The following is a 23,224-nucleotide window of genomic DNA, read 5'->3' on the forward strand; positions in this document are numbered from 1 at the left end:
CGCGGCGGCTCGCTGCTTGAGCGGGTTTGGTGTGCTATCGCTCGCGACGCGGTCGCTCAGGGCTTGAGCGGGATTGGGGCGCGCTTCTACCGCTTCTTCAGGAACGGCTTGCCCTCGGCCCAGGACATCAGCGGCAGCAACGGCACGCCCCACAGCGTTCCGGCCAGACCGTAGAAGAGCAGGGTCGCCACCGGATGATCCGGCACATGGGCGCCGATGGCGATGACCCCCCACACATAGAGGACGAGGAAGGCGAGAATGCCGACCGAGGCGATGGCCCGACGCGCGCGCAGCCCCATCAGCGGGTGTTCCGGAACAGATAGTAGGTGACCAGACCCAGCACGGTGCCTGCGCCCGACCACAGGACCCAGCCGAACTCGTCCATCGTCGAGACCCCGAAGACGCGCACCGCCAGGAACCAGCCGCAGGCCGCACCGGTCAGGGCCACCAGCGAGGCGGCGAACAGCCCCCTCCGCCCTGTCAGCAGATCGGCGATCCAGCCGAGGACGAACGCCCCGACAACGGCGACGACGATATCGGCGTATTCCAGCAGTGATTCCAAAACGGGGGGCTCCAGGCAGGTCGGCATGCGACCCTGCGTCATGACTTCGGACTTTGATCTCGCCACGATCCAAGGGCATACCGCCCCGGTCGCCGCGATTAGCGACACTGTATCCGTTGGAGCGTCAGGCGTCGAATGAGCCGTTTCAGAAGTCGGGACCAATCGAGAGCCGTCGCCGTCTGGCTGTTCGTCTGCGCCGCCATGGTGTTCGCCATGGTGGTCATCGGGGGGATCACACGACTGACGGGTTCAGGCCTGTCGATCACCGAGTGGAAGCCGATCATGGGTGCCCTGCCGCCGATGTCGGCCGCCGACTGGGCCCAGGCCTTCGAGAAATACAAGGCGATCCCGCAGTACGCCCAGATCAACGCCGGCATGTCGCTGGGGGAGTTCCAGGCCATCTTCTGGTGGGAGTGGTTCCACCGGCTCGTCGGGCGGCTGGTCGGCGTGGTGTTCGCCGTGCCGTTCTTCGCCTTCCTGTCGTTCCGGCTGCTGTCCGGGCGGGGCTTCCTCGGCCGGATGGCCATGCCGACGCGGTTGATCTGGCGCTGCGCCCTGCTGTTGTCCCTCGGCGGACTTCAGGGGCTGATCGGCTGGTGGATGGTGTCTTCGGGCCTGTCGGAACGGGTCGATGTCGCCCCCGAGCGGCTGGCGACCCACCTGGGGCTGGCCCTGGTCATTTTCGCCGGCCTGATCTGGACGGGGCTGGAGGCCTGGTCGGGCGAGGAGCATTCGCGTTCGCCCGCAGGCTGGAGCCGGGGCGCCGCCATCCTCCTGGGCGCGATCTTCATTCAATGCCTGCTGGGCGGTCTCGTCGCCGGGGCCAAGGCCGGCTTCATCTACACTGACTGGCCGCTGATGAACGGCGATGTCCTGGCGCCTGTCGACTGGGGTCTCGGCGGTCTGGCCTTCCTGCATGACCAGGCCCTGGTCCAGTTCAATCACCGGGTCTTCGCCTATGGCCTGCTGATCGGCGGCACCATCTACGCAGTCCAGGCCTGGCGCTGGCGGCTGGCCGAGGGGCTGGGTCTGGCCGCCTTCGTGGTGGCCGCAGCCCTGTGGCTGCAGGCGGCGCTGGGGATCGTGACCCTGATCCACGCCGTGCCGCTGTGGCTGGGCGGGCTGCACCAGGCGGGGGCGGCGGTCGTCCTGGCCCTGGCGACGGCCAATCTCTGGCTGGTCCGACGCTCGCAACCCCGGCTTTTCATGTCCGGACCCCGCGTCTAGCCCGTCAAATCGGGCGGTATTTTGATACCGTTACAGAAAAGCCGTTTTAGAACAGTAATATAGGGCGAGTTGCGCGCGCGAACCGGCATTGACGCCTGTGGATGTTTCCCCTACTAGCGCGCCTTCGCTCGCTTCGGCCCGTCCGGAGCGACCCCGTTTCGCCTCCTATTTCAGGAACCACCTCATGCTGAAGAGCACCACGGCTGCCTTGAAGCCGTCCGAGGTCGAGAGGAAGTGGATTCACATCGACGCTGAAGGCGTCGTCGTGGGCCGTCTCGCGACCTTTATCGCCATGCGTCTGCGCGGCAAGCACCTGCCGACCTACACCCCCCACGTCGACTCGGGCGACTATGTCGTCGTGACCAACGTCGACAAGGTCGTGTTCACCGGCAAGAAGCTGACCGACAAGATCTACTATCGCCACACCGGCCACCCGGGCGGCGTCAAGTCGACGACCCCGCAGAAGGTCCTGAACGGCCGCTTCCCCGAGCGCGTGCTCGAGAAGGCTGTCGAGCGGATGATGCCCAAGGAAAGCCCGCTGGCGCGCGGTCAGATGACCCACCTGCGTCTGTTCGCCGGCTCGGCCCACGAGCACGACGCCCAGCAGCCCGAGACCATCGACTTCGCCGGCCGTTCGGCCAAGAACACCCGGAGCATCTGAGCATGACCGACGTCACTGAAGACACGGCCACCGGCTTCGACGCCCTCAAGGGTCTCGCAACCTCGGACAACGGCTACGACAACTCGGCTCCGGTCTATGTCCGCAAGGTCGACGCCCAGGGTCGCGCCTATTCGACCGGCAAGCGCAAGAACGCCATCGCCCGCGTCTGGGTCATGCCCGGCAGCGGCAAGTTCACTATCAACGGCAAGGATCAACTGCAGTATTTCGCCCGCGAAATCCTGCGCATGATGATTGCCCAGCCGCTGGTCGTCTGCGGTCGCGAGACCGAGTTCGACGTCGTCTGCACGGTCGAGGGCTCCGGCCTGTCCGGCCAGGCCGGCGCCATCCGCCACGGCCTGTCGCACGCCCTGACGCACTATGAGCCGGCCCTTCGTCCGGTCCTGAAGCCGCACGGCTTCCTGACCCGCGACAGCCGCGTCGTCGAGCGCAAGAAGTACGGCCGCGCCAAGGCCCGTCGTTCGTTCCAGTTCTCGAAGCGCTAGTCGCAATCGCGACTTGGAATACAAAGGCGCTCCGGGGAAACCCGGGGCGCCTTTTTTCTTTGGGAGGTCACGTGGGTCGGGAAACGTTTTCAGATCTTACCCTGGCCGACATCGCGGAGATGGACCGGCAGCGCGCGGCTATTCGCGAATTGGCCAAGACGGCTCTCGGCTACGGCGGCGAGATTGATCTTCCGACGCTTCAACTACTCGTGGATGCCGACGTCGTGGCGGTTGAGGACACCTGGCGCCTTCAGGGCTTCGGCGTTTGCTTCGGAGACGCGATCACCCATATCGCACCGATAAGCTGGCGAATTATCGAGGACGAATGGGGTCGGGACCCAACGCTATGTTGGGAGAATTCCAAAGTGAACCTGAACGCCCTGACGGTTCTCTCGAAGCGTATTGAGGACGGAGAACGTCCCGAGGTCGAGCGACTCGCTCGAGAGCTTGTAAATCGGGGCCTTGAGTTAACGGACGAGCATTGGCGATGACCCACACCATCTTCATCGACGGCGAGGCCGGGACCACGGGGCTGGAGATCCGCCAGCGGCTGGAAGGCCGGACGGACCTGGAGTTCATCTCCCTGACCGGCGACCTGCGGAAGGACCCGGCCGCGCGCGCCGAGGCGCTGAACGCCGCCGACGCCGTCATCCTGTGCCTACCAGACGAGGCGGCCAAGGAAGCCGTGGCCATGATAGAGAATACGACGACGCGGGTCATCGACGCCTCCACCGCCTTCCGCACCGCCACGGGCTGGACCTATGGCTTCGCCGAGATGGACGCCGTCCAGCGCGGCCAGATCATCGGTTCGCGCCGGGTGTCGAACCCCGGCTGCTATCCGACCGGCTTCATCGGCCTGATGCGGCCGCTGGTGAAGACCGGCCTGATCCCCGCCGACTGGCCGATGACGGTCAATGCCGTGTCCGGCTACTCCGGCGGTGGAAAATCAATGATTGCCGAGTTTGAACAAGAGGGCACGACCCACGCCTTCCGCGCCTATGGCCTGTCGCTGCAGCACAAACATGTGCCGGAGATGACCAAACATTCGGGCCTGAAGCACGATGTCCTGTTCGCCCCGGCCGTCGGCGCCTATCGCCAGGGCATGCTGGTCGAGGTTCCGCTGCAGCTCTCGGCCCTGCCCGAGACGCCGTCAATCGACCGTCTCCACGGTGCCCTGGTCGAGGCCTATGACGGCTGCCGCTTCGTCGAGGTCGCCGGGCTGGATGCTGCCGAGGCGATGACGGGCCTGGACCCAGAGGGGCTGAACGGCACCAACAGCATGCGTCTGCATGTCTTCGGCCATCGCGACGGCGCGCAGGCGCGGCTGGTCGCCCTGCTGGACAATCTCGGCAAGGGCGCATCGGGCGCGGCGGTGCAGAACCTCAACCTGATGCTGGGTCTGGACGAGGCGACGGGGCTCATTTGATCCGGGCATCCCCGCGAAGGCAGGGATGCACGGAGTTTACAGCGGTCGACGCTTGAAACCCTGCCCGCCTTTGCGACGTATAAGAGATCATGACCCACGTTCTCACGACCTCACGCCGGACCCTTCTGCTCGGCGCCGCCGCGACCGCCCTGGCGTCCTGCACCTCGGGCGAGGCCGACGCCTCCGTGGCGCAGTATGCCAGCTCGCCGTTCCGTCGCGTGACCGACGCCCAGTGGCGTGCGCGGTTGCCGGGCCTGAGCTACGACGTCCTGCGCCACGAAGCGACCGAACGGCCGTTCACCAGCCCGCTGAACGACGAGCATCGGGCAGGAACCTTCGTCTGCCGGGGCTGCGATCTGCCGTTGTTTCAGTCGCGGACCAAGTTTGACAGCGGCACCGGCTGGCCCAGCTTCTACGACTACATCCCGGGCTCGCTGGGCATGAAGCAGGATTTCGCCATCGGCATTCCCCGCACCGAATACCATTGCGCCCGCTGCCTCGGGCATCAAGGCCATGTGTTCGACGACGGTCCGCGCCCGACCGGCAAACGCTACTGCAACAACGGCGTCGCCCTGACCTTCAGGCCCGCCTGACCTTCAGCGCCGACTCGATCGTCACGCTGGCCATGACCGAGGCGATGATGACCAGCAGTCCGTAGTCATGGCCGCTCCAGATCATCGGGATGGCGGCGAACAGCATGACCACGACCGGGAAGCCGCCAGCCCAGGCGGCGGTCGCGGGCGTGTCGAGATTGATCATCGGCGGTGTCACCCGGCCCATGCGCCGGGCCATGATGCCGTTGCCGATCACGAAGGCGACCACGCAGATCACGGCGATGACCGGATATTTGATCGCCCCTCCCGGCGCGCCGAACAGGGCGCCGGTCGCGATCAGCAGGGTCAGGGCGATCAGGGTCGAGACGGCCAGCAGGAAGTTCGGTTCGAGACGCTTCAAGACTTCACTTTCACATAGGAGCCGGGGGCCGGCTCGATGGGCTTCAGCGGCCCCTTGTTCGGATCACGCGCCGGGATCATGTCGCCTGACTTGTCGGCCAGCCAGGCGGCCCAGTGGTTCCACCAGCTGCCTGGATGCTCCACCGCCGCCGCCTGCCATTCGGCGAGGGTCCCCGGCAGGGCGGCGTTGGTCCAGTGCTGGTACTTGTTCGCGCTGGGCGGATTGATGACCCCGGCGATATGGCCGGACCCCGCCAGCGTCAGGGTCACGGCGGCGTTCGAGAAGGCTTTGGCCGAGCGATAGACCGAGTTCATGGGCGCGATATGGTCCTCGCGGCTGGCCTGGAAATAGAGCGGGATGGTCACCTTCGACAGGTCGACTTTGATGCCGCCGATGGTGAACTCGCCCTTCGACAACAGGTTCTGGCCGTACATCGAGCGCAGATAGTCGAGGTGCAGCTTTTTGGGCATGCGGGTCTGGTCGGCGTTCCAGAACAGCAGGTCGAACGCAGCAGGCGATTTGCCCATCAGGTAGTTGCTGACGAAGAACGACCAGATCAGATCGTTGGCGCGAAGGGCATTGAAGGTCTCCGCCATCGCCGCACCGGGCAGGACGCCGCCCGCTGCGTCCATCTGCTCCTCGACATGGGCCAGCCAGTGCTCGTCGGTGAACAGCAAGAGGTCGCCGGCCTCGGCGAAGTCGTGCTGGGCGGCGAAGAATGTGGTGGCGGCGACACGGCCGTCCTTCCTGGCGGCCATATGCGCCAGCGCCGCCCCCATAAGCGTCCCGCCGATGCAGTAGCCGACGGTGTTCACGGTCTTCGAACCCGTCTGCTCAAGCGTCTTCTCGACGGCGCGATAGATGCCCTTTTCCAGATACTCGTCGAAGCCGAATCCGGCCTTGTCCTTGTCCGGATTGACCCAGGAGCAGACGAAGACGGTGAAGCCCTGGGCCGACAGCCAGCGGATCAGCGAGTTCTCCGGCTGCAGATCCATAATGTAGAATTTGTTGATCCATGGCGGGAAGATCAGCAGCGGGACGGCGTGCTGCGTCTCCGTGGCCGCATCGAACTGGATCAGCTCGAACAGCTCGTCGCGCCAGATAACCTGGCCCGGGGCGGTGGCGACGTTCTCGCCGACGACGAACTTGCCGTAGTCGGCCTGGCTGATCTTCAGCTTGCCCATGCCGCGTTCGAGGTCGGCGGCGAAATTCTGCATCCCCCTGACCAGCGATTCGCCGTTGGTCTCGGCCATGGCCTTCAGGGCGACCGGGTTGGAGGCGAGGAAGTTCGATGGCGAGAAGGCGTCGGTCAGCAGTTTGGTGAAGAATTCAGCCCGCCGCTTGGTGCGCGGATCGACGTCCTCGACCGAGGAGACGAGGCCGTTCATCCAGTCCGACGTCACGAGATAGGACTGGCGCATCATGTCGAACATCGGATTCTCCGACCAGGCCGGGTCCTTGAACCGCTTGTCTTTCGAGGGGGCAAGGGTCTCTTCCCCGGCCGCGCGCCGAGTCGAAGTGGCCCACAGGTCCATATAGCGATTGAACAGATCGGCCTGGGCCGCGAACAGCTTGTCCGGGCGCGAGGCGAGGCTGGTCATCACCGAATTCATCGCCGGGCCGACGTTGAACGGGTCGGGCGACAGGGCGGCGGGGCGATCCGCCTGTGACAGAGCCGCCTCGGCGATCGCCGATTGCGCCGTCATCGCCGCCCTGGCCAGGTTCAGCGACAGGGCCTCCAGCATTTCGCGCTGGTCGGCGCCGGGGAAGGCGAACGGAGTGTCAGCCGGGGGCGACGAGCCGGCCGTGGGCGCTTCAGCCTGGGCCTCGACCCGGGGTTCCGGCTGCGGGACCGTCTCGACCGGCGCCGTATGCGCACGCGGCGCTCGGGGTTTGGCCGAGGTCGGGCGGCCTGACTTCCGCGGCGCCCGGGCGACGGGCAGGGGCTCGGGCGGGGTCCTGGGGGTCCTGGCCATGGGTATCCGCGCGCCTCCGCTGTGACGTCGGACGTTTGCTCCGCCCTTCCGCCTGTCGCGATCATGGCCTAGACCGGACCCGAAATGAACGCGCGTCAGGCGAAAAAGATATCCGGCGGCTTGCTGCTCGCTTCGGCCGTCACGGCCCTGGGCGGATGCGCGACCGCGTTCGACCCCCAGACGGACGAGGCCTCGCCCCTCGCGCCCCGTGTTCAGGCCCTGGTGGACGCCAACCGCGCCTATCCCCGCTGGGAGGATTTTCCGCGTTCGACCGATCCCCTGCCGAAACCCGTGGAGGTCGCCGCCCGCGTGAACGGCCTGCGCGTCAGCGGCACGGACCTGGCCGCCGAGGCCGCGCGGGTCGACTGGCAGCTGGGCGATCCGGTCGCCTTCGCCAATGAGGTCAACAGCCGCATCGACGCCCAGGCCGTGGCCCCGATCACCGCCGAGACCCAGGCGGAGGTCGAGGCCTTCGCCGCCCGCACGCGCCAGCGCGGAACCGCTCCGCCGCCCGTGGACAGGGGCCCGGCGCCCCGCTGATTTTCGTCCCTATCGCCCGGTCGAGAGAATCCGGGGATCATCCTTCCTCAGGAGCATTCGACATGGCTGACACGGCCCCCTTCGCCTCGACCCTCGCTGCCGACGCCGCCATGGTCACCGAACTGGCGGCCATCGCGTCCTGGGCCCAGATCGGCCGCGGCGACGAGAAACAGGCCGACCAGCTGGCGGTCGACGCCATGCGCACGGCGCTGAACAGCCTCGACATCGACGGCAAGATCGTCATCGGCGAGGGCGAGCGCGACGAAGCCCCGATGCTCTACATCGGCGAGAAGGTCGGCACCGGCAAAGGCCCCAAGATCGATATCGCCCTGGACCCGCTGGAAGGCACCACCCTGACGGCCAAGGCCATGGCCAACGCCCTGACGGTCCTGTCGATGTCGGCCGGCGGCGGCATGCTGCACGCGCCCGACACCTATATGGACAAGATCGCCATCGGCCCGGGCTATGCGCCGGGCACCGTCGATCTGGACATGAAGCCGGGCGACAATGTCCGTTCGCTGGCTTCCGCCAAGGGCGTGCGGCCGCAAGACATCACCGTCTGCGTCATGGACCGTCCGCGCCACGAGGACCTGATCGCGGCCCTGCGCGAAGTCGGCGCTCGGGTCATGCTGATCACCGACGGCGACGTGGCCGGCGTCATCCACACGGCCGAGCCGGAAACGGGTATCGACCTGTATCTCGGCTCCGGCGGAGCGCCGGAGGGTGTGTTGGCCGCCTCGGCGCTGAAATGCGTCGGCGGTCACTTCCAGGGCCGACTGCTGTTCCGCAACGACGACGAGCGCGCCCGCGCCGAACGCACCGGCGTGACCGATTTCGACCGCAAATACGACCTGCATGAGCTGGTGTCGAAGGACGCCGTCTTCGCCGCCACCGGCGTGACCAAGGGCGCCATGCTGGACGGGGTGAAGATGGGGCAGGGATTCGTCACCACCCACACCCTGGTCATGGACTCCTCGACCCGCACCGTGCGGCGCATCCACACCACGCGCCCCCTCTGATGGCGGATGGAGCCCCCGCATCCGGCCCTCATAAAGAGGGATGGGCGCCGGGGTTCCTCGATGTCTCGCGCTCGCTGTCCGGACGCGCCTGGCGGCAGAGGCCGGCCGAGGCTTCGGTCGTCCGCGCGCATATGCAGGGGCTGGGCCTGTCCGAACCCCTGGCTAGGGCGCTCGCCGCTCGAGGCGTCCTGGCGGATCAGGGCGCGGACTTTCTTGAGCCGACGCTGAAACGGCTGTTCCCCAATCCGTCGTCCTTCATGGACATGGACGCGGCCGCTGCGGCCATCGTCGCCGCCCTCCAGGCGGGCGAGAGCATCCACGTCTTCGCCGACTATGATGTCGACGGCGCTTCGAGCGCGGCCCTGCTGGTGCGCTGGTTCCGGTCCATGGGGGCTGACCTGCCCCTCTATGTGCCGGATCGTCTGACCGAAGGCTACGGGCCGAGCCCGCTGGCCTTTGACCGGCTGAAGGCGTCGGGCGCCGATCTGGTCATTACCGTGGACTGCGGCGCAGCGGCCAACGAAGCCATCGCCCACGCCTGCGCGGTCGGGCTCAAGGTCGTGGTCATCGACCACCACATGATGCGCGAGGAGCCGCCGCAGTGTCTGGCCGTGGTGAACCCGAATCGCCCCGGCGACACCTCAGGCCAGGGCAACCTGGCGGCGGCGGGGGTGGTCTTCGTCCTTCTGGCTGCCCTGAACCGCGAGGCCCGCCAACAGGGGCTGTTCGCCGATCGCGCCGAACCGGATATCCGCCAGTGGCTGGATCTCGCCGCGCTCGGCGCCATCTGCGACGTCACCGGCCTGACCGGCTTCAATCGCGCCCTGACCGGCCTGGGCCTGAAGGTCATGTCGAGCTGGGGCAATCCCGGGCTTAAGGCCCTGCTGGCTGTCGCGGGCGCCGAACCCGGCCCCGCGAAGTCGAATCACGCCGGCTTCATCCTCGGGCCGCGCATCAACGCGGGCGGGCGAATCGGTCGGGCCGATCTCGGCGCCCGCCTGCTGTCTACGGATGACCCGCTCGAGGCCCGGGCCCTGGCCGAAGAGCTCGACGCCCTCAACATCGCCCGACGGGAGGTCGAGCGCGAGGTCACCGAGACCGCCACTCGCCGCGTCGAGGCGACCGGCCAGCACGCCGACGGCTCGGCCGTGGTCGTGGTCTCCGGCGAGGACTGGCACCCCGGCGTCGTTGGCATCGTCGCGGGACGGCTGCGCGAGCGCTGGCGGAAACCCGTCATCGTCATCGGCGTGGACGCGGTCGGCGGTGTCGCCAAGGGCTCGGGCCGGTCCCAGCCGGGCATGAACCTGGGTCGCGCCATCCAGGCGGCCTGGCGCGAAGGCCTGCTGCTGGCCGGCGGCGGGCACGCGATGGCGGCGGGTTTGACGATGCGGCCGGACGGGATCGACGCCTTGAGAGATTTCCTGAACGGGACCATGGCCGACGAACAGGCCGATGCCGACGCGCTGGACTGGGTCGAGGTCGACGCCCTGATCGAGCCGGGCGCCGCGTCTCGCGCCCTGTTCGAGGATTTCGAACGGCTGGCCCCCTTCGGCCCCGCCAACCCCGAACCCCTGTTCGCCTTGCACGGCGTCCAGGCCCGCGAGCCGGTGCAGATGAACGGCGGCCATGTGCGCTGTCGACTCGTCGGGGCGGACGGCGCCTCGGTCAAGGCCATCGCCTGGCGCTGTGCCGACCTGCCGACCGGCCGGGCGCTGCTGGCAGGGCAGGGCGGTCTCAGCGTCGTGGGTCGTCTGAAGGCGGACGACTGGAACGGTCGCAAGGGCGTGCAGTTCGAGATCGAGGACATCGCCGATCCGCGGATGGCTAGTTAGTTCGAAACGGCGCTTGCGCCCCCCGGAATCGCCCGCTATATCGCCGCTTCCCCGCGCCGCGGTCCCTTCGTCTATCGGTTAGGACGTCAGGTTTTCAACCTGAAAAGAGGGGTTCGACTCCCCTAGGGACTGCCACGCGGGGCATTCCACACATCCTGATCCGCCGCCCCCCGTCGCCGTCGCGACGCGCAGGGATCGTGCCGTGGAGCTCTGTCCTGAGCGAGACGCCGGGCGAGTTCATTCCCGGTGAAGTTCGCGATGAGGTTGAAACCGGCGTTTTTCGGTTTTCCCGCGTTCACAGAACCGTGTTAAACGTGAACCGTTCGTCGGGAGAGCGGGCGGGGGGTTTGAAGTGTCTGACTACGAGGGGCTGGACGCGCCGGACATGGTCCGGATCGCCGGCCGGGTAAAATGGTTCGATGCGGGCAAGGGCTACGGCTTTATCGTGCCCGATGACCCGGCCCAGACAGGGGCCAAGGACGTTCTGTTGCACATCAGCAGTCTGAGGGACGGCGGCTGGGACAGTGCGGGCGAAGGCGCTCCGATCGAATGCGACTGCACGCGCCGCCCCAAGGGCTGGCAGGTGGTCCAGGTCCACGACCTTGGCGAAGGCGAGGTCGAGGCGCCAGCTCGGCGATCCGGCTACGAAGGGATGCGGGCGGATTCGCGCGCAATCCGCGAGCCGGGGGACGCTGAGGCCGCCGGCGTGCTCGAGGTGGCCACCGTGAAATGGTTCAATCGCACCAAGGGATACGGTTTCGTGGTGCGCGCGACCGATCCTGGCGATATCTTCGTCCACATCGAGACCCTGCGTCGCTGCGGACTGGACGATCTGGTCCCCGGCGAGACGGTCGCGGTGCGATTCGCCGAAGGCCCCAAGGGTCTGGTGGTCGCGGAAATCAGACCGGGCGACTGATCGGTCGCCCCGAAAGGGCGGTCATGCTGTCGAGACGTCTCCTCATTGTCGGAACCCTGGCCCTCGGCCTGGTCCTGTCTGCCTGCGCCAAATCCTCCGCACCCGTCGATGAAGCCGGTCGTCCGCTGGAGGCACTGAAGATCGTCACCGCCTCGGGCGAGCACGACTTCCTGGTCGAGATCGCCGACGACGAGCCGGAACGCGAGCGCGGCCTGATGTTCCGCCCGCCGCTGGCCGACGACCGCGGCATGCTGTTCCAGTTCCCCGATTCCGCGGAGCGGTCATTCTGGATGCGCAATACGCCCAGCTCGCTCGACATCCTCTACATCGACCCGACGGGCAGCATCGTCTCGATCGCCCACCACGCAACCCCCTATTCGGAAGCCCCGCTGCCGTCGAATGGCGCCGCCAATGGCGTGCTGGAACTCAGGGCCGGCCGGGCGGAAGAGATCGGCGCCAAGGCCGGCGACAAGGTTGTCCACCCCTTCTTCCGCCCCTGAGCTCGATCTGGCGTCGCGGCCCATTCTTACGTTGCAGGTTGGGCCGGATGCTGGCAGACACCTCCGCCGGAGTGTAGCGCAGCCTGGTAGCGCATCTGGTTTGGGACCAGAGGGTCGGAGGTTCGAATCCTCTCACTCCGACCATTATCCCTTGAGTGGCTACCGCTCGACGCGCGGCGTCGCGCTGCTTGAGCCACGGATGTTGTGAGACTGCCCATGCTGGCCCGCATCTATCGCCCCGCAAAGACCGCCATGCAGTCAGGCAAGGCCAAGTCGAAGGACTGGCGGCTCGACTTCGAGCCGGCGTCGGCGCGCACCATCGATCCGCTGATGGGCTGGACCAGTTCTTCCGACATGAACGGCCAGGTCCGCCTGACATTCGAGACAAAGGAAGAGGCCGTCGCCTACGCCGAACGCCATGGCATTCCGTTCCGTCTGCATCAGCCCCAGGAGCCGCCGGTGATCCTCAAGGCCTATGCCGACAATTTCGCCACCGCCCGCAAGCAGTCCTGGACGCACTGATTCAAGAGGGCGGCGATCGCTCGCCGCGCGGCGGCTCACGACTTGAGCCGCGAACTCGACCATTGACCAGCCATCGCTTGAGCCGCACGGGCGGTGCGGCTAACGCTCCCGAACACGCGCCCATAGCTCAACCGGATAGAGCACCCGCCTTCTAAGCGGACGGTTGCAGGTTCGAGTCCTGCTGGGCGCGCCATCCCGATCGCAAGGACCCCCATGGCCGAAATCCGCAATCAGGTTCTCGAAGGCCGTCAGCTTCTCGACGGAAACAGCTTCATCGACTGCGAATTCAGGAATGCGCAGCTGGTGTTCAAGGGCGTGAAACAGCCTGGGTTCGCCACCTGCAAATTCACCCGGAGCCGCTTCGTGTTCGAGGACAATGCGGCGGTGACGGTGAACCTGCTGCGCGGCATGCTCCGCCCCGAGACCGGCATGCGCTCGTTCGTCACCGGCATGATGCCCGAGATCGGCGTCTAGAGCAGGGCAGCCCGCCAGGCGGCGAGCCCGACCTCCAGATCCGCGACAAGTTCCGTCGGATGCTCCAGCCCGACGTGGAGTCGCAGCAGCGGCCCCTCCAGCGTCGGCGGCCTCTCCCGGAACGCCATCTGCGGCGTCTCAAGGGTGATTAGGCTCTCAAACCCGCCCCATGAGTAGCCGAGCCCGAAGAGGCTGAGGGTGTCGAGGAAGGCATGGGCGGCCTTCGCATCCCCGCCCTTCATCACCACCCCGAACAGGGATGCGGCACCGGTGAAGTCGCGCGCCCACAGCGCGTGCCCCGGATCGCCGGGAAGGGCGGGGCCAAGCACGCGCGAGACCTCTGGCCGGCGCGCCAGCCAGCCGGCGACCTGCATCATCGACCGCCCCTGTTCCGCATAGCGAAGAGGCAGGGTGCGCAGGCCGCGCAGGGCCAGCCAGGAATCGTCCGGCGAGACGCACAGGCCGATGTCCTCATGGGCCTCGGCGATGGCCTTGATGACGCCGGCGTCGCGCGCGCAGACCGACCCCAGCAGCAGGTCCGAATGGCCGCCGGCGTATTTGGTCAGGGCCTGGACGCTGACGTCGACGCCATGGCCGAGCGGCTTGAACGCCAGTCCGGCGGCCCAGGTGTTGTCCATGACGGTCAGGGCGCCCCGTGAACGGGCGGCGGCGGCCACGGCAGAAACGTCGATCATCTCGAACGTCAGCGACCCGGGCGCTTCGATCAGGACCACCCGCGTGCGGTCGGAAATCATCGCCGCGACCTCCTGGGCGGAGGCTTCGGCGGGGTGGAAGCGGACCGTGACGCCGCGCGCAGCCAGGTAGCGGGTCAGGAATCGCCGGACAGGTCCATAGACGGCATCCGTGGTGAGAACCTCGTCGCCGGGCCTCGTCAGGGCCAGCAGCGGCAGGGTCATGGCGGCGAGGCCGGACGGCGCCAGCCAGCAGCCTTCCGCGCCCTCGAGGTCGGCGATCGCGCGTCTCAACGCATCCTGCGACGCTGTACCGTCGATGCCGTAGAGCGGCCCTAGCCCGGCGTCGCGCATGTCGCCGACTGCATCCGACAGCATGGTCGAGGCGCGCTCGATCGGAGGATTGACCGGACGGCGTCCGTCTCCCCGCCGGGTCGCCGCCGCGATCAGCCGGGTGCGGTCGGAAAGCGGATCCATGGCGGCCTCGACGGGTTGCGAACGAAGCCCCAAAGGCCTCTAAAGCAGCGGGGGCGCAAGGGGTCGCGGCGGGAGAGTCGTGACGACAGCGAACGCGGGACAGACCATGGGCGGACCAACCACGGCTTTCTGGATGCGGATGGCGGGCCTCGCAGCCCTGACCATGGCGGCCGCGTGCGGCGACCGTGATCGTGAGGCCGAAGCCCCGGTCACGGAGGCGAGGACGGGCGCGACCCCGACGGCGACCGCAGCTGTCGAAAGCCCGACGCTGGCCGCGATCAAGCGGCGAGGACGGCTCAACTGCGGCGTTAACCAGGGTCTGGTCGGCTTCGCCTACACCGACAATCGGGGAGAGTGGCGCGGCTTCGACGTAGACTTCTGTCGTGGTCTGGCGGCGGCCATCTTCGGCGACCCGGACGCCGTGCGGTTCGTGCCCCTGACGGCCGAGAACCGGTTCCAGGCCCTGGCCGACGAGCGGATCGACGTCCTGTGGCGCAATACGTCCTGGACCATGGAGCGCGACACCGGCGGCCAACTCGCCTTCGCCGGGGTGAACTACTATGACGGTCAGGGATTCCTGGTCCGGCGCTCGCTCAACCTGAACAGCGCCACGGAGTTAACCGGCGCTCGGGTCTGCGTTCAGGTGGGCTCGACCAGCGCCCTCAACGCCGACGACTATTTCCGCAGCCGGGGCATCGACTATCGCCCCGTGGTCCTGCCGACCGAGGAGGCCGCGCGTCAGGCCTATGGCCGCGAGGATTGCGATGCATTGAGCGCCGACGTCTCGGCCCTGGCCGCCGCACGCACCACCCTGGCGGACCCTCAGCAGCACGTCGTCCTGTCGGACGTCATTTCCAAGGAGCCGTTGGGCCCCGTCACCCGCCGCGGCGACGAGCAATGGACCGCTGTCGTGCGCTGGACCCTGAACGCCCTGATTCTTGCCGAGGAAATGGGCGTGACCCAGGCCAACGTCGATGAGCAGGCAGAAACCTCGAGCGTTCCACAGGTCCGCCGCCTGCTGGGCGCGGAGGGCGATTTCGGCCCGCGGCTGGGCCTGTCGAAGACCTGGGCGGCGGACGCTGTCGAGGGGGTCGGCAACTATGGCGAAATCTTCGACCGGAACCTTGGTTCGCAATCGCCTCTCGACCTGGCGCGCGGGTTGAATGCACAATGGAACGCTAGACCGGGCGGGCTGATCTACGGCCTGCCGGTGCGATGATGATCTAGCGCGGCTGCGAAGACGCAGCCGGCGGCTTTCGGGGGACGAATGGATACGACGAAGAAGGGCGGCATTCCGCTCCACTGGTTGATGCTGATCGGGTTCGTGATCGGCCTGGGCGGAGGCCTGTACGTCAATCAGTACATCGGGCCGGAGACCTATTGGGTCCAGTGGCTGACCTCGAACGTGACCGGACCGGCAGGACAGATCTTCCTGCGCCTCCTGTTCATGCTGGTGATCCCTCTGCTCTTCTCCGCGCTCGTCGTCGGCGTGGCCGAGATGGGCGACCTGAAATCCCTGGGTCGCGCGGGCATCAAGACCCTGCTCCTGACCATCCTGGTGTCCGGCATCGCGGTGGTGATCGGTCTGGGCATGGTCAACTATTTCCGCCCCGGCGATGGTGTCGATCCGGCCCTGGCCCAACTGCTTCTCGCCCAGGGGGCGGACGGCGCCGCGGCGATCGTGGAGCGGGCGCCGGAAGGCGTCCAGTTCGGTACCTTCTTCCTGGACCTGATCCCGTCGAACGTCTTCACGGCGGCGTCGGAGAACCAGATCCTGCCGATCATGATCTTCGCCCTGCTGTTCGGGATCGGCCTTGTCATGGCCAAGAGCCCCAACACCGACAAGCTGCAGAACGTCATCGAGGGCATTCTCGAAGTCACGATGAAGCTCATCAACCTGGTCATCAAGCTGGCGCCGATCGCGATCGCCTGCCTGATGTTCAACCTGGCGGCCCTGTTCGGATGGGACCTGCTGGTGCGACTGGCGGCCTATGTCGGCGTGGCCGTGGGCGCCATGGCGATCCACATGTTCGTGGTCTATCCGCTGGTCGTCTGGATCGGCGGCGGCATGAACCCGATCACCTTCTTCAAGGGCGTGCAGCGCCCGATGATCGTGGCCTTCTCGACCGCGTCGTCCAACGCCTCCCTGCCCGTGTCGCTGAAGGCGGCAGAGGAAGAGCTGAAGCTGCCGCGCAAGATCGCCCGCTTCGTCCTCACCGTCGGCGCCACCGCCAACCAGAACGGCACGGCTCTGTTCGAGGGCGTCACGGTGCTGTTCCTGGCCCAGTTCTTCCAGATCGAACTGTCGCTGACCCAGCAGGTCGTGGTGATGCTGGTCTGCATCCTGGGCGGCGTAGGCACAGCCGGGGTGCCGGCGGGTTCGCTGCCGGTCATCGCCATGATCCTGGTCATGGTCGGGGTGCCGGCCGAGGGCATCGGCCTGATCCTGGGCGTCGATCGCTTCCTCGACATGTGCCGGACCGTGCTGAACGTGACGGGCGACCTGGTCCTGGCCACCGTCGTCTCTCGCGGCGAGAAGGACGACCCGGTTTCGCCTGAGCCCGCAACGCCGCCGACCGTGGCGTCTGTCGCCTGATCCTCAGGGGCCGGTGGCGACCTCTGTGTCGTCCCGGCCGCCCCATTCGGCCCACGACCCGTCATAGAGCACGCCTTCGCGCCCCAGCAGGGCGAGGGCCAGCAGGGTCACGGCGGCGGTGACGCCGGAGCCGCAGCTGGTGATCGGCCTGTCCGCAGGGCCCAGCCCCCGCGCCGCAAAGGCTGCTTCCAGCGCCTCGGGGTCACGCATCAACCCCTCGGCCGTCAGCAATTCGCCGAACGGCAGGTTGACCGCGCCCGGCATGTGACCCGCGCGCAGCCCGGGGCGCGGCTCGGGGGCGGACCCGGCGAAACGGACGGCGGCGCGGGCGTCGAGCACCGGCTCTCCGGCGTCCAGCGCCGCCCGGACCCGTGCCACATCGGCGATCATGTCCGGCCGGGGGTCGGCTGTGAACACGGCCGGGCGGGGCGAGGCGGGCCCGGTCTCCAGCGATCCGCCCATGCGCTTCCAGGCCGGCAGGCCGCCATCCAGCACCTGAACCCGGTCGCAGCCCATGGCGCGGAACATCCACCAAGCGCGCGCCGCCGTGAAAAGACCGAAGGTGTCATAGACGACGATCCGGTCCGTCTCCGACACGCCAAGTCGACCAGCCTGTTCGCCAAATTGATCAGCCGACGGCATCATGTGGGGCAGGGGGTCGTCCCGGTCCGAGATCGCCTCCAGTTCGAAGAAGACCGCCCCCGGCACATGCCCTGCCTCGAAGATCGGCCGCGCGCGCGTGCCGTCCAGATGCCAGCTGGCGTCGAGAATCCGAAGGTCAGAATCGCCGGACGCGGTAAGGAGTTCGGCTGCGGAGACAAGAGGAGGGAGTGTGGCCATGACCGAGACTACCACGGGGGCGACGTCCAGGCTTCGTCTGGTGCTCGGCGACCAGTTGTCCGACAGCCTGTCCGCTCTGGAAGGTCTCGATCCGACGCGCGACGTCGTCCTGATGGCCGAGGTCAACGACGAGGCCACCTACGTCAGACACCACAAGCAGAAGATCGCCCTGATCTTCGCCGCCATGCGCAGCTTCGCCCTGAGGCTTGAGGCGCGCGGCGTCGCGGTGCGCTACGTCCGCATCGACGATCCTGCAAACACCCATTCGATCGTCTGTGAGCTGCACCGGGCGCTCGACGATCAGCCTTTCAGCGCGGTTGTGATCACTGAATGCGGCGAATGGCGTCTGGCCGAGGCGCTGGCCGCCTTTGCAGGCGTCGCCGCCGTCCCGGTGGAGGTGCGCGAGGATCGTCGCTTTATCTGCCCGCACGACCGCTTCCGCCGCTGGGCGTCCGGCAAGTCCCAGCTGCGGATGGAGTTCTTCTATCGCGAGATGCGTCGCGATGCCGGCATCCTTCTCGACGACGGCCAGCCGGTCGGCGGCAAATGGAACTACGACGCCGAGAACCGCAAGGGCCTGACCAAGGGCCTGCGCCCGCCCGCGCGCCTGCGGACCCCGCCCGACGAGATTGCGCAGGCGGCCATCACCGATGTGGCGCGTCTGTTCCCGGATCACTTCGGTGACCTCGATGAGTTCGGGTGGCCGACGACGACCGAACAGGCCGAGAGCGTCCTCGCCGACTTCATGACGAACGTCCTGCCCAACTTCGGCGACTGGCAGGACGCCATGGCGCTGGGCGAACCGTGGATGTGGCACGGGCTGATCTCGACCTCGCTCAACCTGGGTTTGCTCGATCCGCTCGACGTCTGCCGCCGCGCCGAAGCCGAGTATCGCGCGGGTTGCGCGCCGCTGAACGCCGTCGAAGGCTTCATCCGCCAGATCCTGGGCTGGCGGGAATTCGTGCGCGGCATCTACTGGCTGAAGATGCCGGACTATGCGCGGCGCAACTTCCTCGACGCAGATCGGTCCCTGCCGGGGTTCTACTGGTCGGGTGAGACCGACATGGCCTGCGTCGCCGACGTCGTCGCCCAGACCCGCAGCCACGCCTACGCCCACCATATCCAGCGGCTGATGGTCACCGGCAACCTCGCCATGCTGCTGGGCGTCCATCCCGACGAGATCGACGACTGGTATTTGGTGGTTTACGCCGACGCCTATGAGTGGGTGGAGATGCCCAACACGCGCGGCATGGCCACCTTCGCCGATGGCGGAATCATGGGCTCGAAACCCTATGCCGCGTCCGGCGCCTACATCGACCGGATGAGCGACTACTGCGGATCGTGCCGGTACGACGTGAAGGCCAAATCAGGTGAAAATGCCTGTCCGTTCAATCGTCTGTACTGGGGTTTTCTGGAACGAAACCAGAAGCGGCTGCGCGGCAACGTTCGACTCGCAATGCCCTACCGCACCCTGGAAAACTTCGGGCCTGAGCGCCGGACCGCCCTGCTGAACGACGCCGAGGCGGCCCGTGACAGACTGGGCGCGGCTCCGAGGCGGGAATAGGGCGTCCCGTCAGTCGTCGGCCCGTGCGCCGCCGCTGATCGCCTTCAACGCCGCCAGGGCCCTGTCGCGGGCCTCGGCGTGATGGACGACCGGCCTTGGATAGTCATGGCCGAGACGGATCCGGGCATCGCGCAGGACCTCGGGCGGAGCGGTCCAGGGCGCATGCACCCATTTGTTCGGGACGCGGGCCAGTTCGGGGAGCCAGCGCCGGACGTATCGGCCTTCGGCATCAAACTTCCGCCCCTGGGTGACCGGATTGAAGATGCGGAAATAGGGCGAGGCGTCGGCTCCCGACCCCGCGACCCACTGCCAATTCTGCGAATTCGACCCCAGGTCGGCATCGACCAGAGTGTCCCAGAACCAGGCCTCGCCCCGGCGCCAGTCGATGAGCAGATCCTTGATCAGGAAGGAGGCCACAATCATCCGCACCCGATTGTGCATCCAGCCGGTCGCCCACAGCTGGCGCATGCCGGCATCGACGATCGGGTACCCCGTCAGGCCGCGCGTCCAGGCCGTGAACCCCGTGTCGTCATTCCGCCAGGGCAGGGCGTCATACTCCGGCCGGAACGCCCGGTCTGGCAGGGTCGGGAAATGATGCAGCAGATGGGCGGAGAACTCGCGCCAGCCGATCTCGGCGAGGAACTTGTCCGCCTCGGCCGCAGGGGCCTGGCCCGCTCGCTCCGCCTCCTCGACAGCGGTCCACGCCCGCCACGGGCTGAGTTCACCCCAATGCAGGTGCGGCGACAGGCGACTGCCGCCGATCTCCGCCGGCCGGTCGCGGCCGACGCTGTAGGTCTTCAGCGCCGAGGATGTGAATCGCCGCAGCGCCTCAATTCCGCCAGCCTCACCGGGCGTCCAGTCGAACCCCTTCGACCAGTCCGGATCGGAGGGGTGCAGCCCCCAGTCGTCAACCGTGTCACTGTCCAGCGTCGCGACCGCCCCGAACGACGTCGGTCCCCTCGTGTGTGGCGGCGCCTCCGCCTGCGCGCGCAAGCTCTTCAGAAACGGCGTGAAGACCTTGTACGGCCCGCCCGTCCCGTTAAGCACCGCCCCCGGCCGACACAACAACGAGCCGTTGAAGCCCCGGCATTCGACGCCCTCGGCCTTCAGGTCGTGGGCGATATCGGAATCGCGGCGCGAGGCGTCGGGCTCGAACAAACGGTTCATGAAGACCGTTTGCGCGCCCGTCTCGGTGATCAGCCGACGCAGTTCGGCGTCCGAATCGCCCCGGCGCAGGATCAGGGTCGCTCCGCGTTCCGCCAGCCTTGCAGACAGGGCGCGCAGGGACTTGTCCAGCCACCACAGGCTCGCTGCCCCCTCGCGCCGAACCGCCGAACCCTCGTCGTGGATATAGACAGGGACAATGGGCCGGCCGGTCGCATGGGCACGCTCGAGCGCGGGATTGTCCGCCAGCCGCAGGTCGCGGCGGAACCACAGGATGACGGGGGGCTCGCCTTCAGTGGTCACGCCTCGGATCTCCGTGGTAGGTTGAAAAACAAGGCGCGCGGGGCCACCTCACCGCCCCATAGGCGTGGCATCGCCAACGCGCCATCCGTCAGAATGTCTCAAAGAGAAGGCCCGCCCGTGAGCGCTCCCAATTCCGTCATCACCCTGTCAGGCCACGGCATCACTACGCCGGTCGTCATCGGCGGCGGGGCGCGCATCGCCTTCATCGCCGGCCCGTGCCAGCTGGAAAGCCGCCAGCACGCCCTCGAGATGGCTCATGCCCTGAAGGAAATCGGCCAGCGTCTGAATGTCGGCATCATCTACAAGACCAGTTTTGACAAGGCGAACCGCACCTCCGCCAGCGCCGCGCGCGGCCTGGGACTGAAGGAGTCCCTGCCGATCTTTGCCGAAATCCGCGAGGTCACAGGCCTGCCGGTCCTGACCGATGTCCATTCCGAGGAGCAGGCCCGCGAGGCCGCCCAGGCCGTGGACGTGCTGCAGATTCCTGCCTTCCTCAGCCGCCAGACGGACCTGCTGCTGGCCGCCGCCGCGACGGGCAAGGCCATCAATATCAAGAAGGGGCAGTTCCTGGCCCCCTGGGACATGAAGAACGTCATCGCCAAGGTCGTCGGCGCGGGTAATCCGAACGTCATGGCCTGCGAGCGCGGCGCCAGCTTCGGCTACAACACCCTCGTCTCCGACATGCGCGCCCTGCCGATCCTGCGCGAGATCGGCTGCCCCGTCGTGTTCGATGCGACCCACAGCGTCCAGCAGCCGGGCGGGCAGGGGACGTCTTCGGGCGGCCAGCGCGAGTTCGTCCCGGTCCTGGCCCGCGCCGCCGTGGCCGTCGGCGTCGACGCCGTCTTCATGGAAACGCACCAGGACCCCGACCACGCCCCCTCGGACGGCCCGAACATGGTGCCGCTGGATCAGTTCGAGGGCCTGGCCGCCGAGCTGCTGGCCTATGACGACCTGTCGAAGGCGCGGATGGCGAAGGCGGCCTGAATCCGATAGGCCAAGGCGATGTTTGATCGCACCCTGGACCTCGGCGCCCTGCAAAGCCTGCTCGACCGCGCGCGCGATCAGACGGTGGCCTGTGTCGGCGACCTGATGCTGGACCGCTATGTCTATGGCGAGGTCAGCCGGATTTCCCCAGAAGCTCCGATCCCGGTGCTGCGCTCTCGCCGCACGGTGTCCATGCCGGGCGGCGTCGGCAATGTGGCGCGCAATGTCGCGGCCCTTGGCGGTCTGGCCCGGCTGGGCGGCGTCACGGGCGTGGACGCAGCGGGTGAGGAACTGGCCCGGCTGGTCGCCGCCGAAGACCGGATCGAGGATTTCATCGATCGGACCGAAGCCGCCGGCACCATCGTCAAGACCCGCTACGTCTCGAGCGGTCAGCAGCTGATGCGGCTGGACGAGGAAGAAATCGCGGTCGGCGCCTTCGCCCGCGAGGACGTGTTTTCAAACGCTTCCGCCATCGTCCTGTCCGACTACGCCAAGGGTGTCATCACCGAGCGCCTGATCCGCTCGGCTCTCTGGCAGGCGCAACAGACGGGCGCCGTAGTCATCGTCGATCCCAAGGGCCGCGACTTCGCCCGCTACGGCGCGGTCGACCTGATTAAGCCCAACGCCTCAGAACTGGCCGGTGCCACCGGCCTGCCGGTCGAGACCGATGCCGAGATTGAGGCCGCGCTCGAGGCCCTGCTGGCCGCCACAACCGCGAGGGCGATCGTCGTCACCCGCGCCGGAAAGGGCATGAGCCTGATGCGGCGCGGCGAGCCAGTCCAGCATTTCCCCGGTCGCGCGCGCGAGGTGTTCGATGTGTCCGGCGCCGGCGACACGGGTCTGGCGGCCCTGGGTCTGGCGCTCGGCGCCGGGGCCTCGCTGGAACAGGCGGTACAGCTGGCCATCCTGGCCTCCGGCGTCGTGGTCGGCAAGAGCGGCACAGCCGTGGTCACTCCGGGCGAACTGATCGAGGCCGAGATGAGCCAGCACGCCGGTGCCGCCCTTGCCAAGGTCACGGCGCTCGACGATCTCACGGCCGAGGTCGAGGCCTGGCGCCGTCAGGGACTGAAGGTCGGCTTCACCAACGGCTGTTTCGACATCCTGCACCGCGGCCACGTCGCCTATCTGGCCCAGGCGCGATCCTGGTGCGACCGGCTGGTCGTGGCCCTGAACACCGATGCGTCGGTGCGCCGCATGAAAGGCGATGGACGTCCCGTGAACGATCTCGACAGCCGCGCCGTGGTCATCGGCGGCCTGGCCAGTGTCGACCGCGTCACCTCCTTCGACGATCCGACCCCGCTGTCACTGATCGAACGCCTGCGCCCCGACGTCCTGATCAAGGGCGCGGACTACACCCGCGAGGGGGTGGTCGGCGGCGATCTGGTCGAGAGCTGGGGCGGCGAAGTGCGTCTGGCGGCGTTCGCCGACGGCTATTCCACCACCCGGACGATCGAGAAGATAGCTGAGAGCACCCTCGGAGAGGCCGGCTGAT

General features: G+C 67.4%; 25 protein-coding genes and 3 tRNA genes. 21 read left to right on the top strand and 7 right to left on the bottom strand.

Annotated features, from left to right (window positions below; all coding sequences use genetic code 11):
- Nucleotides 1-86: 86 nt before the first annotated feature.
- Nucleotides 87-299, bottom strand: a complete 213-nt coding sequence (locus ACP7AU_RS02085) for a DUF2842 domain-containing protein (RefSeq protein WP_426050374.1) — start codon at nucleotides 297-299, stop codon at nucleotides 87-89.
- Entirely contained in the window at nucleotides 299-604 is a 306-nt protein-coding gene (locus tag ACP7AU_RS02090; RefSeq protein ID WP_426050375.1) for a transglycosylase, read from the bottom strand. The genes ACP7AU_RS02085 and ACP7AU_RS02090 overlap by 1 nt, the downstream gene beginning before the upstream one ends.
- A 93-nt stretch (nucleotides 605-697) precedes the next feature.
- Here ACP7AU_RS02090 and ACP7AU_RS02095 point away from each other — a divergent pair, with 93 nt between their 5' ends.
- The 6 genes from ACP7AU_RS02095 to msrB all read left to right on the top strand — a co-directional run bounded on the left by ACP7AU_RS02095 (nucleotide 698) and on the right by msrB (nucleotide 4,972).
- Nucleotides 698-1,789, top strand: coding sequence for a COX15/CtaA family protein (locus tag ACP7AU_RS02095; protein WP_426050376.1), 1,092 nt, complete (start codon nucleotides 698-700; stop codon nucleotides 1,787-1,789).
- A 184-nt stretch (nucleotides 1,790-1,973) separates the two neighbouring features.
- A complete protein-coding gene (rplM, locus tag ACP7AU_RS02100) occupies nucleotides 1,974-2,450 on the top strand; it encodes a 50S ribosomal protein L13 (protein WP_425991582.1) in 477 nt (158 codons plus the stop codon).
- Nucleotides 2,451-2,452: 2 nt separating this feature from the next.
- On the top strand, nucleotides 2,453-2,953 hold the full coding sequence (rpsI, locus tag ACP7AU_RS02105; RefSeq protein WP_303695693.1) for a 30S ribosomal protein S9: 501 nt from the start codon (nucleotides 2,453-2,455) through the stop codon (nucleotides 2,951-2,953).
- A gap of 71 nt (nucleotides 2,954-3,024) precedes the next feature.
- Entirely contained in the window at nucleotides 3,025-3,444 is a 420-nt protein-coding gene (locus tag ACP7AU_RS02110; protein WP_426050377.1) for a DUF3806 domain-containing protein, read from the top strand.
- Nucleotides 3,441-4,379 carry an N-acetyl-gamma-glutamyl-phosphate reductase gene (gene argC, locus ACP7AU_RS02115; protein ID WP_426050378.1) on the top strand — a complete coding sequence of 313 codons (939 nt, stop codon included), beginning with the start codon at nucleotides 3,441-3,443 and terminating at the stop codon, nucleotides 4,377-4,379. The genes ACP7AU_RS02110 and argC overlap by 4 nt, the downstream gene beginning before the upstream one ends.
- Before the next feature lie 89 nt (nucleotides 4,380-4,468).
- Nucleotides 4,469-4,972 carry a peptide-methionine (R)-S-oxide reductase MsrB gene (gene msrB, locus ACP7AU_RS02120; RefSeq protein ID WP_426035646.1) on the top strand — a complete coding sequence of 168 codons (504 nt, stop codon included), beginning with the start codon at nucleotides 4,469-4,471 and terminating at the stop codon, nucleotides 4,970-4,972.
- Here the strand turns inward: msrB and ACP7AU_RS02125 are convergent.
- Both ACP7AU_RS02125 and phaC read right to left on the bottom strand, forming a co-directional pair.
- A complete protein-coding gene (locus ACP7AU_RS02125) occupies nucleotides 4,959-5,333 on the bottom strand; it encodes a hypothetical protein (protein ID WP_426050379.1) in 375 nt (124 codons plus the stop codon). The two genes, msrB and ACP7AU_RS02125, sit on opposite strands and share 14 nt — an antisense overlap.
- Nucleotides 5,330-7,309 carry a class I poly(R)-hydroxyalkanoic acid synthase gene (gene phaC, locus ACP7AU_RS02130; RefSeq protein WP_426050380.1) on the bottom strand — a complete coding sequence of 660 codons (1,980 nt, stop codon included), beginning with the start codon at nucleotides 7,307-7,309 and terminating at the stop codon, nucleotides 5,330-5,332. Before phaC ends, ACP7AU_RS02125 begins: the two co-directional genes overlap by 4 nt.
- 84 nt (nucleotides 7,310-7,393) lie before the next feature.
- Between phaC and ACP7AU_RS02135 the strand changes: the two genes are divergently transcribed.
- The 10 genes from ACP7AU_RS02135 to ACP7AU_RS02180 all read left to right on the top strand — a co-directional run bounded on the left by ACP7AU_RS02135 (nucleotide 7,394) and on the right by ACP7AU_RS02180 (nucleotide 13,112).
- Complete coding sequence (locus ACP7AU_RS02135) at nucleotides 7,394-7,849, top strand: hypothetical protein (RefSeq protein WP_426050381.1); 456 nt, start codon at nucleotides 7,394-7,396, stop codon at nucleotides 7,847-7,849.
- 62 nt (nucleotides 7,850-7,911) lie between these two features.
- Nucleotides 7,912-8,868, top strand: coding sequence for a class II fructose-bisphosphatase (gene glpX, locus ACP7AU_RS02140; protein WP_426035654.1), 957 nt, complete (start codon nucleotides 7,912-7,914; stop codon nucleotides 8,866-8,868).
- Nucleotides 8,868-10,700 (top strand): single-stranded-DNA-specific exonuclease RecJ, encoded by a 1,833-nt coding sequence (gene recJ / locus ACP7AU_RS02145; protein WP_426050382.1) that lies wholly within the window; start codon nucleotides 8,868-8,870, stop codon nucleotides 10,698-10,700. Before glpX ends, recJ begins: the two co-directional genes overlap by 1 nt.
- Nucleotides 10,701-10,760: 60 nt before the next feature.
- Nucleotides 10,761-10,835 (top strand) — tRNA-Glu (locus ACP7AU_RS02150).
- A gap of 217 nt (nucleotides 10,836-11,052) precedes the next feature.
- Entirely contained in the window at nucleotides 11,053-11,616 is a 564-nt protein-coding gene (locus ACP7AU_RS02155) for a cold-shock protein (RefSeq protein ID WP_426050383.1), read from the top strand.
- 23 nt (nucleotides 11,617-11,639) lie between these two features.
- A complete protein-coding gene (locus tag ACP7AU_RS02160) occupies nucleotides 11,640-12,116 on the top strand; it encodes a DUF192 domain-containing protein (RefSeq protein WP_426035664.1) in 477 nt (158 codons plus the stop codon).
- Nucleotides 12,117-12,183: 67 nt separating this feature from the next.
- Nucleotides 12,184-12,260, top strand: a tRNA-Pro gene (locus ACP7AU_RS02165).
- Between the two features lie 72 nt (nucleotides 12,261-12,332).
- Nucleotides 12,333-12,638 carry an ETC complex I subunit gene (locus ACP7AU_RS02170; protein WP_426050384.1) on the top strand — a complete coding sequence of 102 codons (306 nt, stop codon included), beginning with the start codon at nucleotides 12,333-12,335 and terminating at the stop codon, nucleotides 12,636-12,638.
- Nucleotides 12,639-12,754: 116 nt separating this feature from the next.
- Nucleotides 12,755-12,831 (top strand) — tRNA-Arg (locus tag ACP7AU_RS02175).
- 20 nt (nucleotides 12,832-12,851) lie between these two features.
- Entirely contained in the window at nucleotides 12,852-13,112 is a 261-nt protein-coding gene (locus tag ACP7AU_RS02180) for a hypothetical protein (protein WP_426050385.1), read from the top strand.
- Here the strand turns inward: ACP7AU_RS02180 and metC are convergent.
- A complete protein-coding gene (gene metC, locus ACP7AU_RS02185; RefSeq protein WP_426050386.1) occupies nucleotides 13,109-14,281 on the bottom strand; it encodes a cystathionine beta-lyase in 1,173 nt (390 codons plus the stop codon). The two genes, ACP7AU_RS02180 and metC, sit on opposite strands and share 4 nt — an antisense overlap.
- A 79-nt stretch (nucleotides 14,282-14,360) precedes the next feature.
- Here metC and ACP7AU_RS02190 point away from each other — a divergent pair, with 79 nt between their 5' ends.
- Nucleotides 14,361-15,500 (top strand): amino acid ABC transporter substrate-binding protein, encoded by a 1,140-nt coding sequence (locus tag ACP7AU_RS02190; protein ID WP_426050387.1) that lies wholly within the window; start codon nucleotides 14,361-14,363, stop codon nucleotides 15,498-15,500.
- Nucleotides 15,501-15,548: 48 nt separating this feature from the next.
- Nucleotides 15,549-16,877, top strand: coding sequence for a dicarboxylate/amino acid:cation symporter (locus tag ACP7AU_RS02195; protein WP_426035672.1), 1,329 nt, complete (start codon nucleotides 15,549-15,551; stop codon nucleotides 16,875-16,877).
- A gap of 3 nt (nucleotides 16,878-16,880) precedes the next feature.
- On the opposite strand, the gene sseA is transcribed toward ACP7AU_RS02195, so the two are convergent.
- Nucleotides 16,881-17,717, bottom strand: coding sequence for a 3-mercaptopyruvate sulfurtransferase (gene sseA / locus ACP7AU_RS02200; protein WP_426050388.1), 837 nt, complete (start codon nucleotides 17,715-17,717; stop codon nucleotides 16,881-16,883).
- On the opposite strand from sseA, the gene ACP7AU_RS02205 reads away from it, so the two are divergent.
- Nucleotides 17,716-19,281 (top strand): cryptochrome/photolyase family protein, encoded by a 1,566-nt coding sequence (locus ACP7AU_RS02205; RefSeq protein WP_426050389.1) that lies wholly within the window; start codon nucleotides 17,716-17,718, stop codon nucleotides 19,279-19,281. The two genes, sseA and ACP7AU_RS02205, sit on opposite strands and share 2 nt — an antisense overlap.
- A gap of 9 nt (nucleotides 19,282-19,290) precedes the next feature.
- Here ACP7AU_RS02205 and ACP7AU_RS02210 read toward each other — a convergent pair whose 3' ends face one another.
- Nucleotides 19,291-20,748, bottom strand: a complete 1,458-nt coding sequence (locus ACP7AU_RS02210) for a cryptochrome/photolyase family protein (RefSeq protein WP_426050390.1) — start codon at nucleotides 20,746-20,748, stop codon at nucleotides 19,291-19,293.
- Nucleotides 20,749-20,841: 93 nt separating this feature from the next.
- Here ACP7AU_RS02210 and kdsA point away from each other — a divergent pair, with 93 nt between their 5' ends.
- Both kdsA and rfaE2 read left to right on the top strand, forming a co-directional pair.
- Nucleotides 20,842-21,732 (top strand): 3-deoxy-8-phosphooctulonate synthase, encoded by an 891-nt coding sequence (gene kdsA / locus ACP7AU_RS02215; protein WP_426035680.1) that lies wholly within the window; start codon nucleotides 20,842-20,844, stop codon nucleotides 21,730-21,732.
- Between the two features lie 18 nt (nucleotides 21,733-21,750).
- A complete protein-coding gene (rfaE2, locus tag ACP7AU_RS02220) occupies nucleotides 21,751-23,223 on the top strand; it encodes a D-glycero-beta-D-manno-heptose 1-phosphate adenylyltransferase (protein WP_426050391.1) in 1,473 nt (490 codons plus the stop codon).
- The last annotated feature ends 1 nt before the right edge of the window (nucleotide 23,224 follow it).

The sequence above is a fragment of the Brevundimonas sp. SL161 genome, assembly GCF_049896985.1.
GTDB lineage: Bacteria > Pseudomonadota > Alphaproteobacteria > Caulobacterales > Caulobacteraceae > Brevundimonas.

What these genes read in the sequence shown, in the direction of transcription:
- ACP7AU_RS02205 (WP_426050389.1), top strand. Translation starts at nt 17,716, where the DNA reads ATGACCGAGACTACCACGGGGGCGACGTCCAGGCTTCGTCTGGTGCTC.
- ACP7AU_RS02195 (WP_426035672.1), top strand. Translation starts at nt 15,549, where the DNA reads ATGGATACGACGAAGAAGGGCGGCATTCCGCTCCACTGGTTGATGCTG.
- ACP7AU_RS02135 (WP_426050381.1), top strand. Translation starts at nt 7,394, where the DNA reads ATGAACGCGCGTCAGGCGAAAAAGATATCCGGCGGCTTGCTGCTCGCT.
- rfaE2 (WP_426050391.1), top strand. Translation starts at nt 21,751, where the DNA reads ATGTTTGATCGCACCCTGGACCTCGGCGCCCTGCAAAGCCTGCTCGAC.
- phaC (WP_426050380.1), bottom strand. Translation starts at nt 7,309, where the DNA reads ATGGCCAGGACCCCCAGGACCCCGCCCGAGCCCCTGCCCGTCGCCCGG.
- msrB (WP_426035646.1), top strand. Translation starts at nt 4,469, where the DNA reads ATGACCCACGTTCTCACGACCTCACGCCGGACCCTTCTGCTCGGCGCC.
- ACP7AU_RS02160 (WP_426035664.1), top strand. Translation starts at nt 11,640, where the DNA reads ATGCTGTCGAGACGTCTCCTCATTGTCGGAACCCTGGCCCTCGGCCTG.
- ACP7AU_RS02085 (WP_426050374.1), bottom strand. Translation starts at nt 299, where the DNA reads ATGGGGCTGCGCGCGCGTCGGGCCATCGCCTCGGTCGGCATTCTCGCC.
- metC (WP_426050386.1), bottom strand. Translation starts at nt 14,281, where the DNA reads ATGGATCCGCTTTCCGACCGCACCCGGCTGATCGCGGCGGCGACCCGG.
- ACP7AU_RS02090 (WP_426050375.1), bottom strand. Translation starts at nt 604, where the DNA reads ATGACGCAGGGTCGCATGCCGACCTGCCTGGAGCCCCCCGTTTTGGAA.
- sseA (WP_426050388.1), bottom strand. Translation starts at nt 17,717, where the DNA reads ATGGCCACACTCCCTCCTCTTGTCTCCGCAGCCGAACTCCTTACCGCG.
- ACP7AU_RS02170 (WP_426050384.1), top strand. Translation starts at nt 12,333, where the DNA reads ATGCTGGCCCGCATCTATCGCCCCGCAAAGACCGCCATGCAGTCAGGC.
- argC (WP_426050378.1), top strand. Translation starts at nt 3,441, where the DNA reads ATGACCCACACCATCTTCATCGACGGCGAGGCCGGGACCACGGGGCTG.
- recJ (WP_426050382.1), top strand. Translation starts at nt 8,868, where the DNA reads ATGGCGGATGGAGCCCCCGCATCCGGCCCTCATAAAGAGGGATGGGCG.
- rplM (WP_425991582.1), top strand. Translation starts at nt 1,974, where the DNA reads ATGCTGAAGAGCACCACGGCTGCCTTGAAGCCGTCCGAGGTCGAGAGG.
- kdsA (WP_426035680.1), top strand. Translation starts at nt 20,842, where the DNA reads ATGTCTCAAAGAGAAGGCCCGCCCGTGAGCGCTCCCAATTCCGTCATC.
- glpX (WP_426035654.1), top strand. Translation starts at nt 7,912, where the DNA reads ATGGCTGACACGGCCCCCTTCGCCTCGACCCTCGCTGCCGACGCCGCC.
- ACP7AU_RS02180 (WP_426050385.1), top strand. Translation starts at nt 12,852, where the DNA reads ATGGCCGAAATCCGCAATCAGGTTCTCGAAGGCCGTCAGCTTCTCGAC.
- rpsI (WP_303695693.1), top strand. Translation starts at nt 2,453, where the DNA reads ATGACCGACGTCACTGAAGACACGGCCACCGGCTTCGACGCCCTCAAG.
- ACP7AU_RS02095 (WP_426050376.1), top strand. Translation starts at nt 698, where the DNA reads ATGAGCCGTTTCAGAAGTCGGGACCAATCGAGAGCCGTCGCCGTCTGG.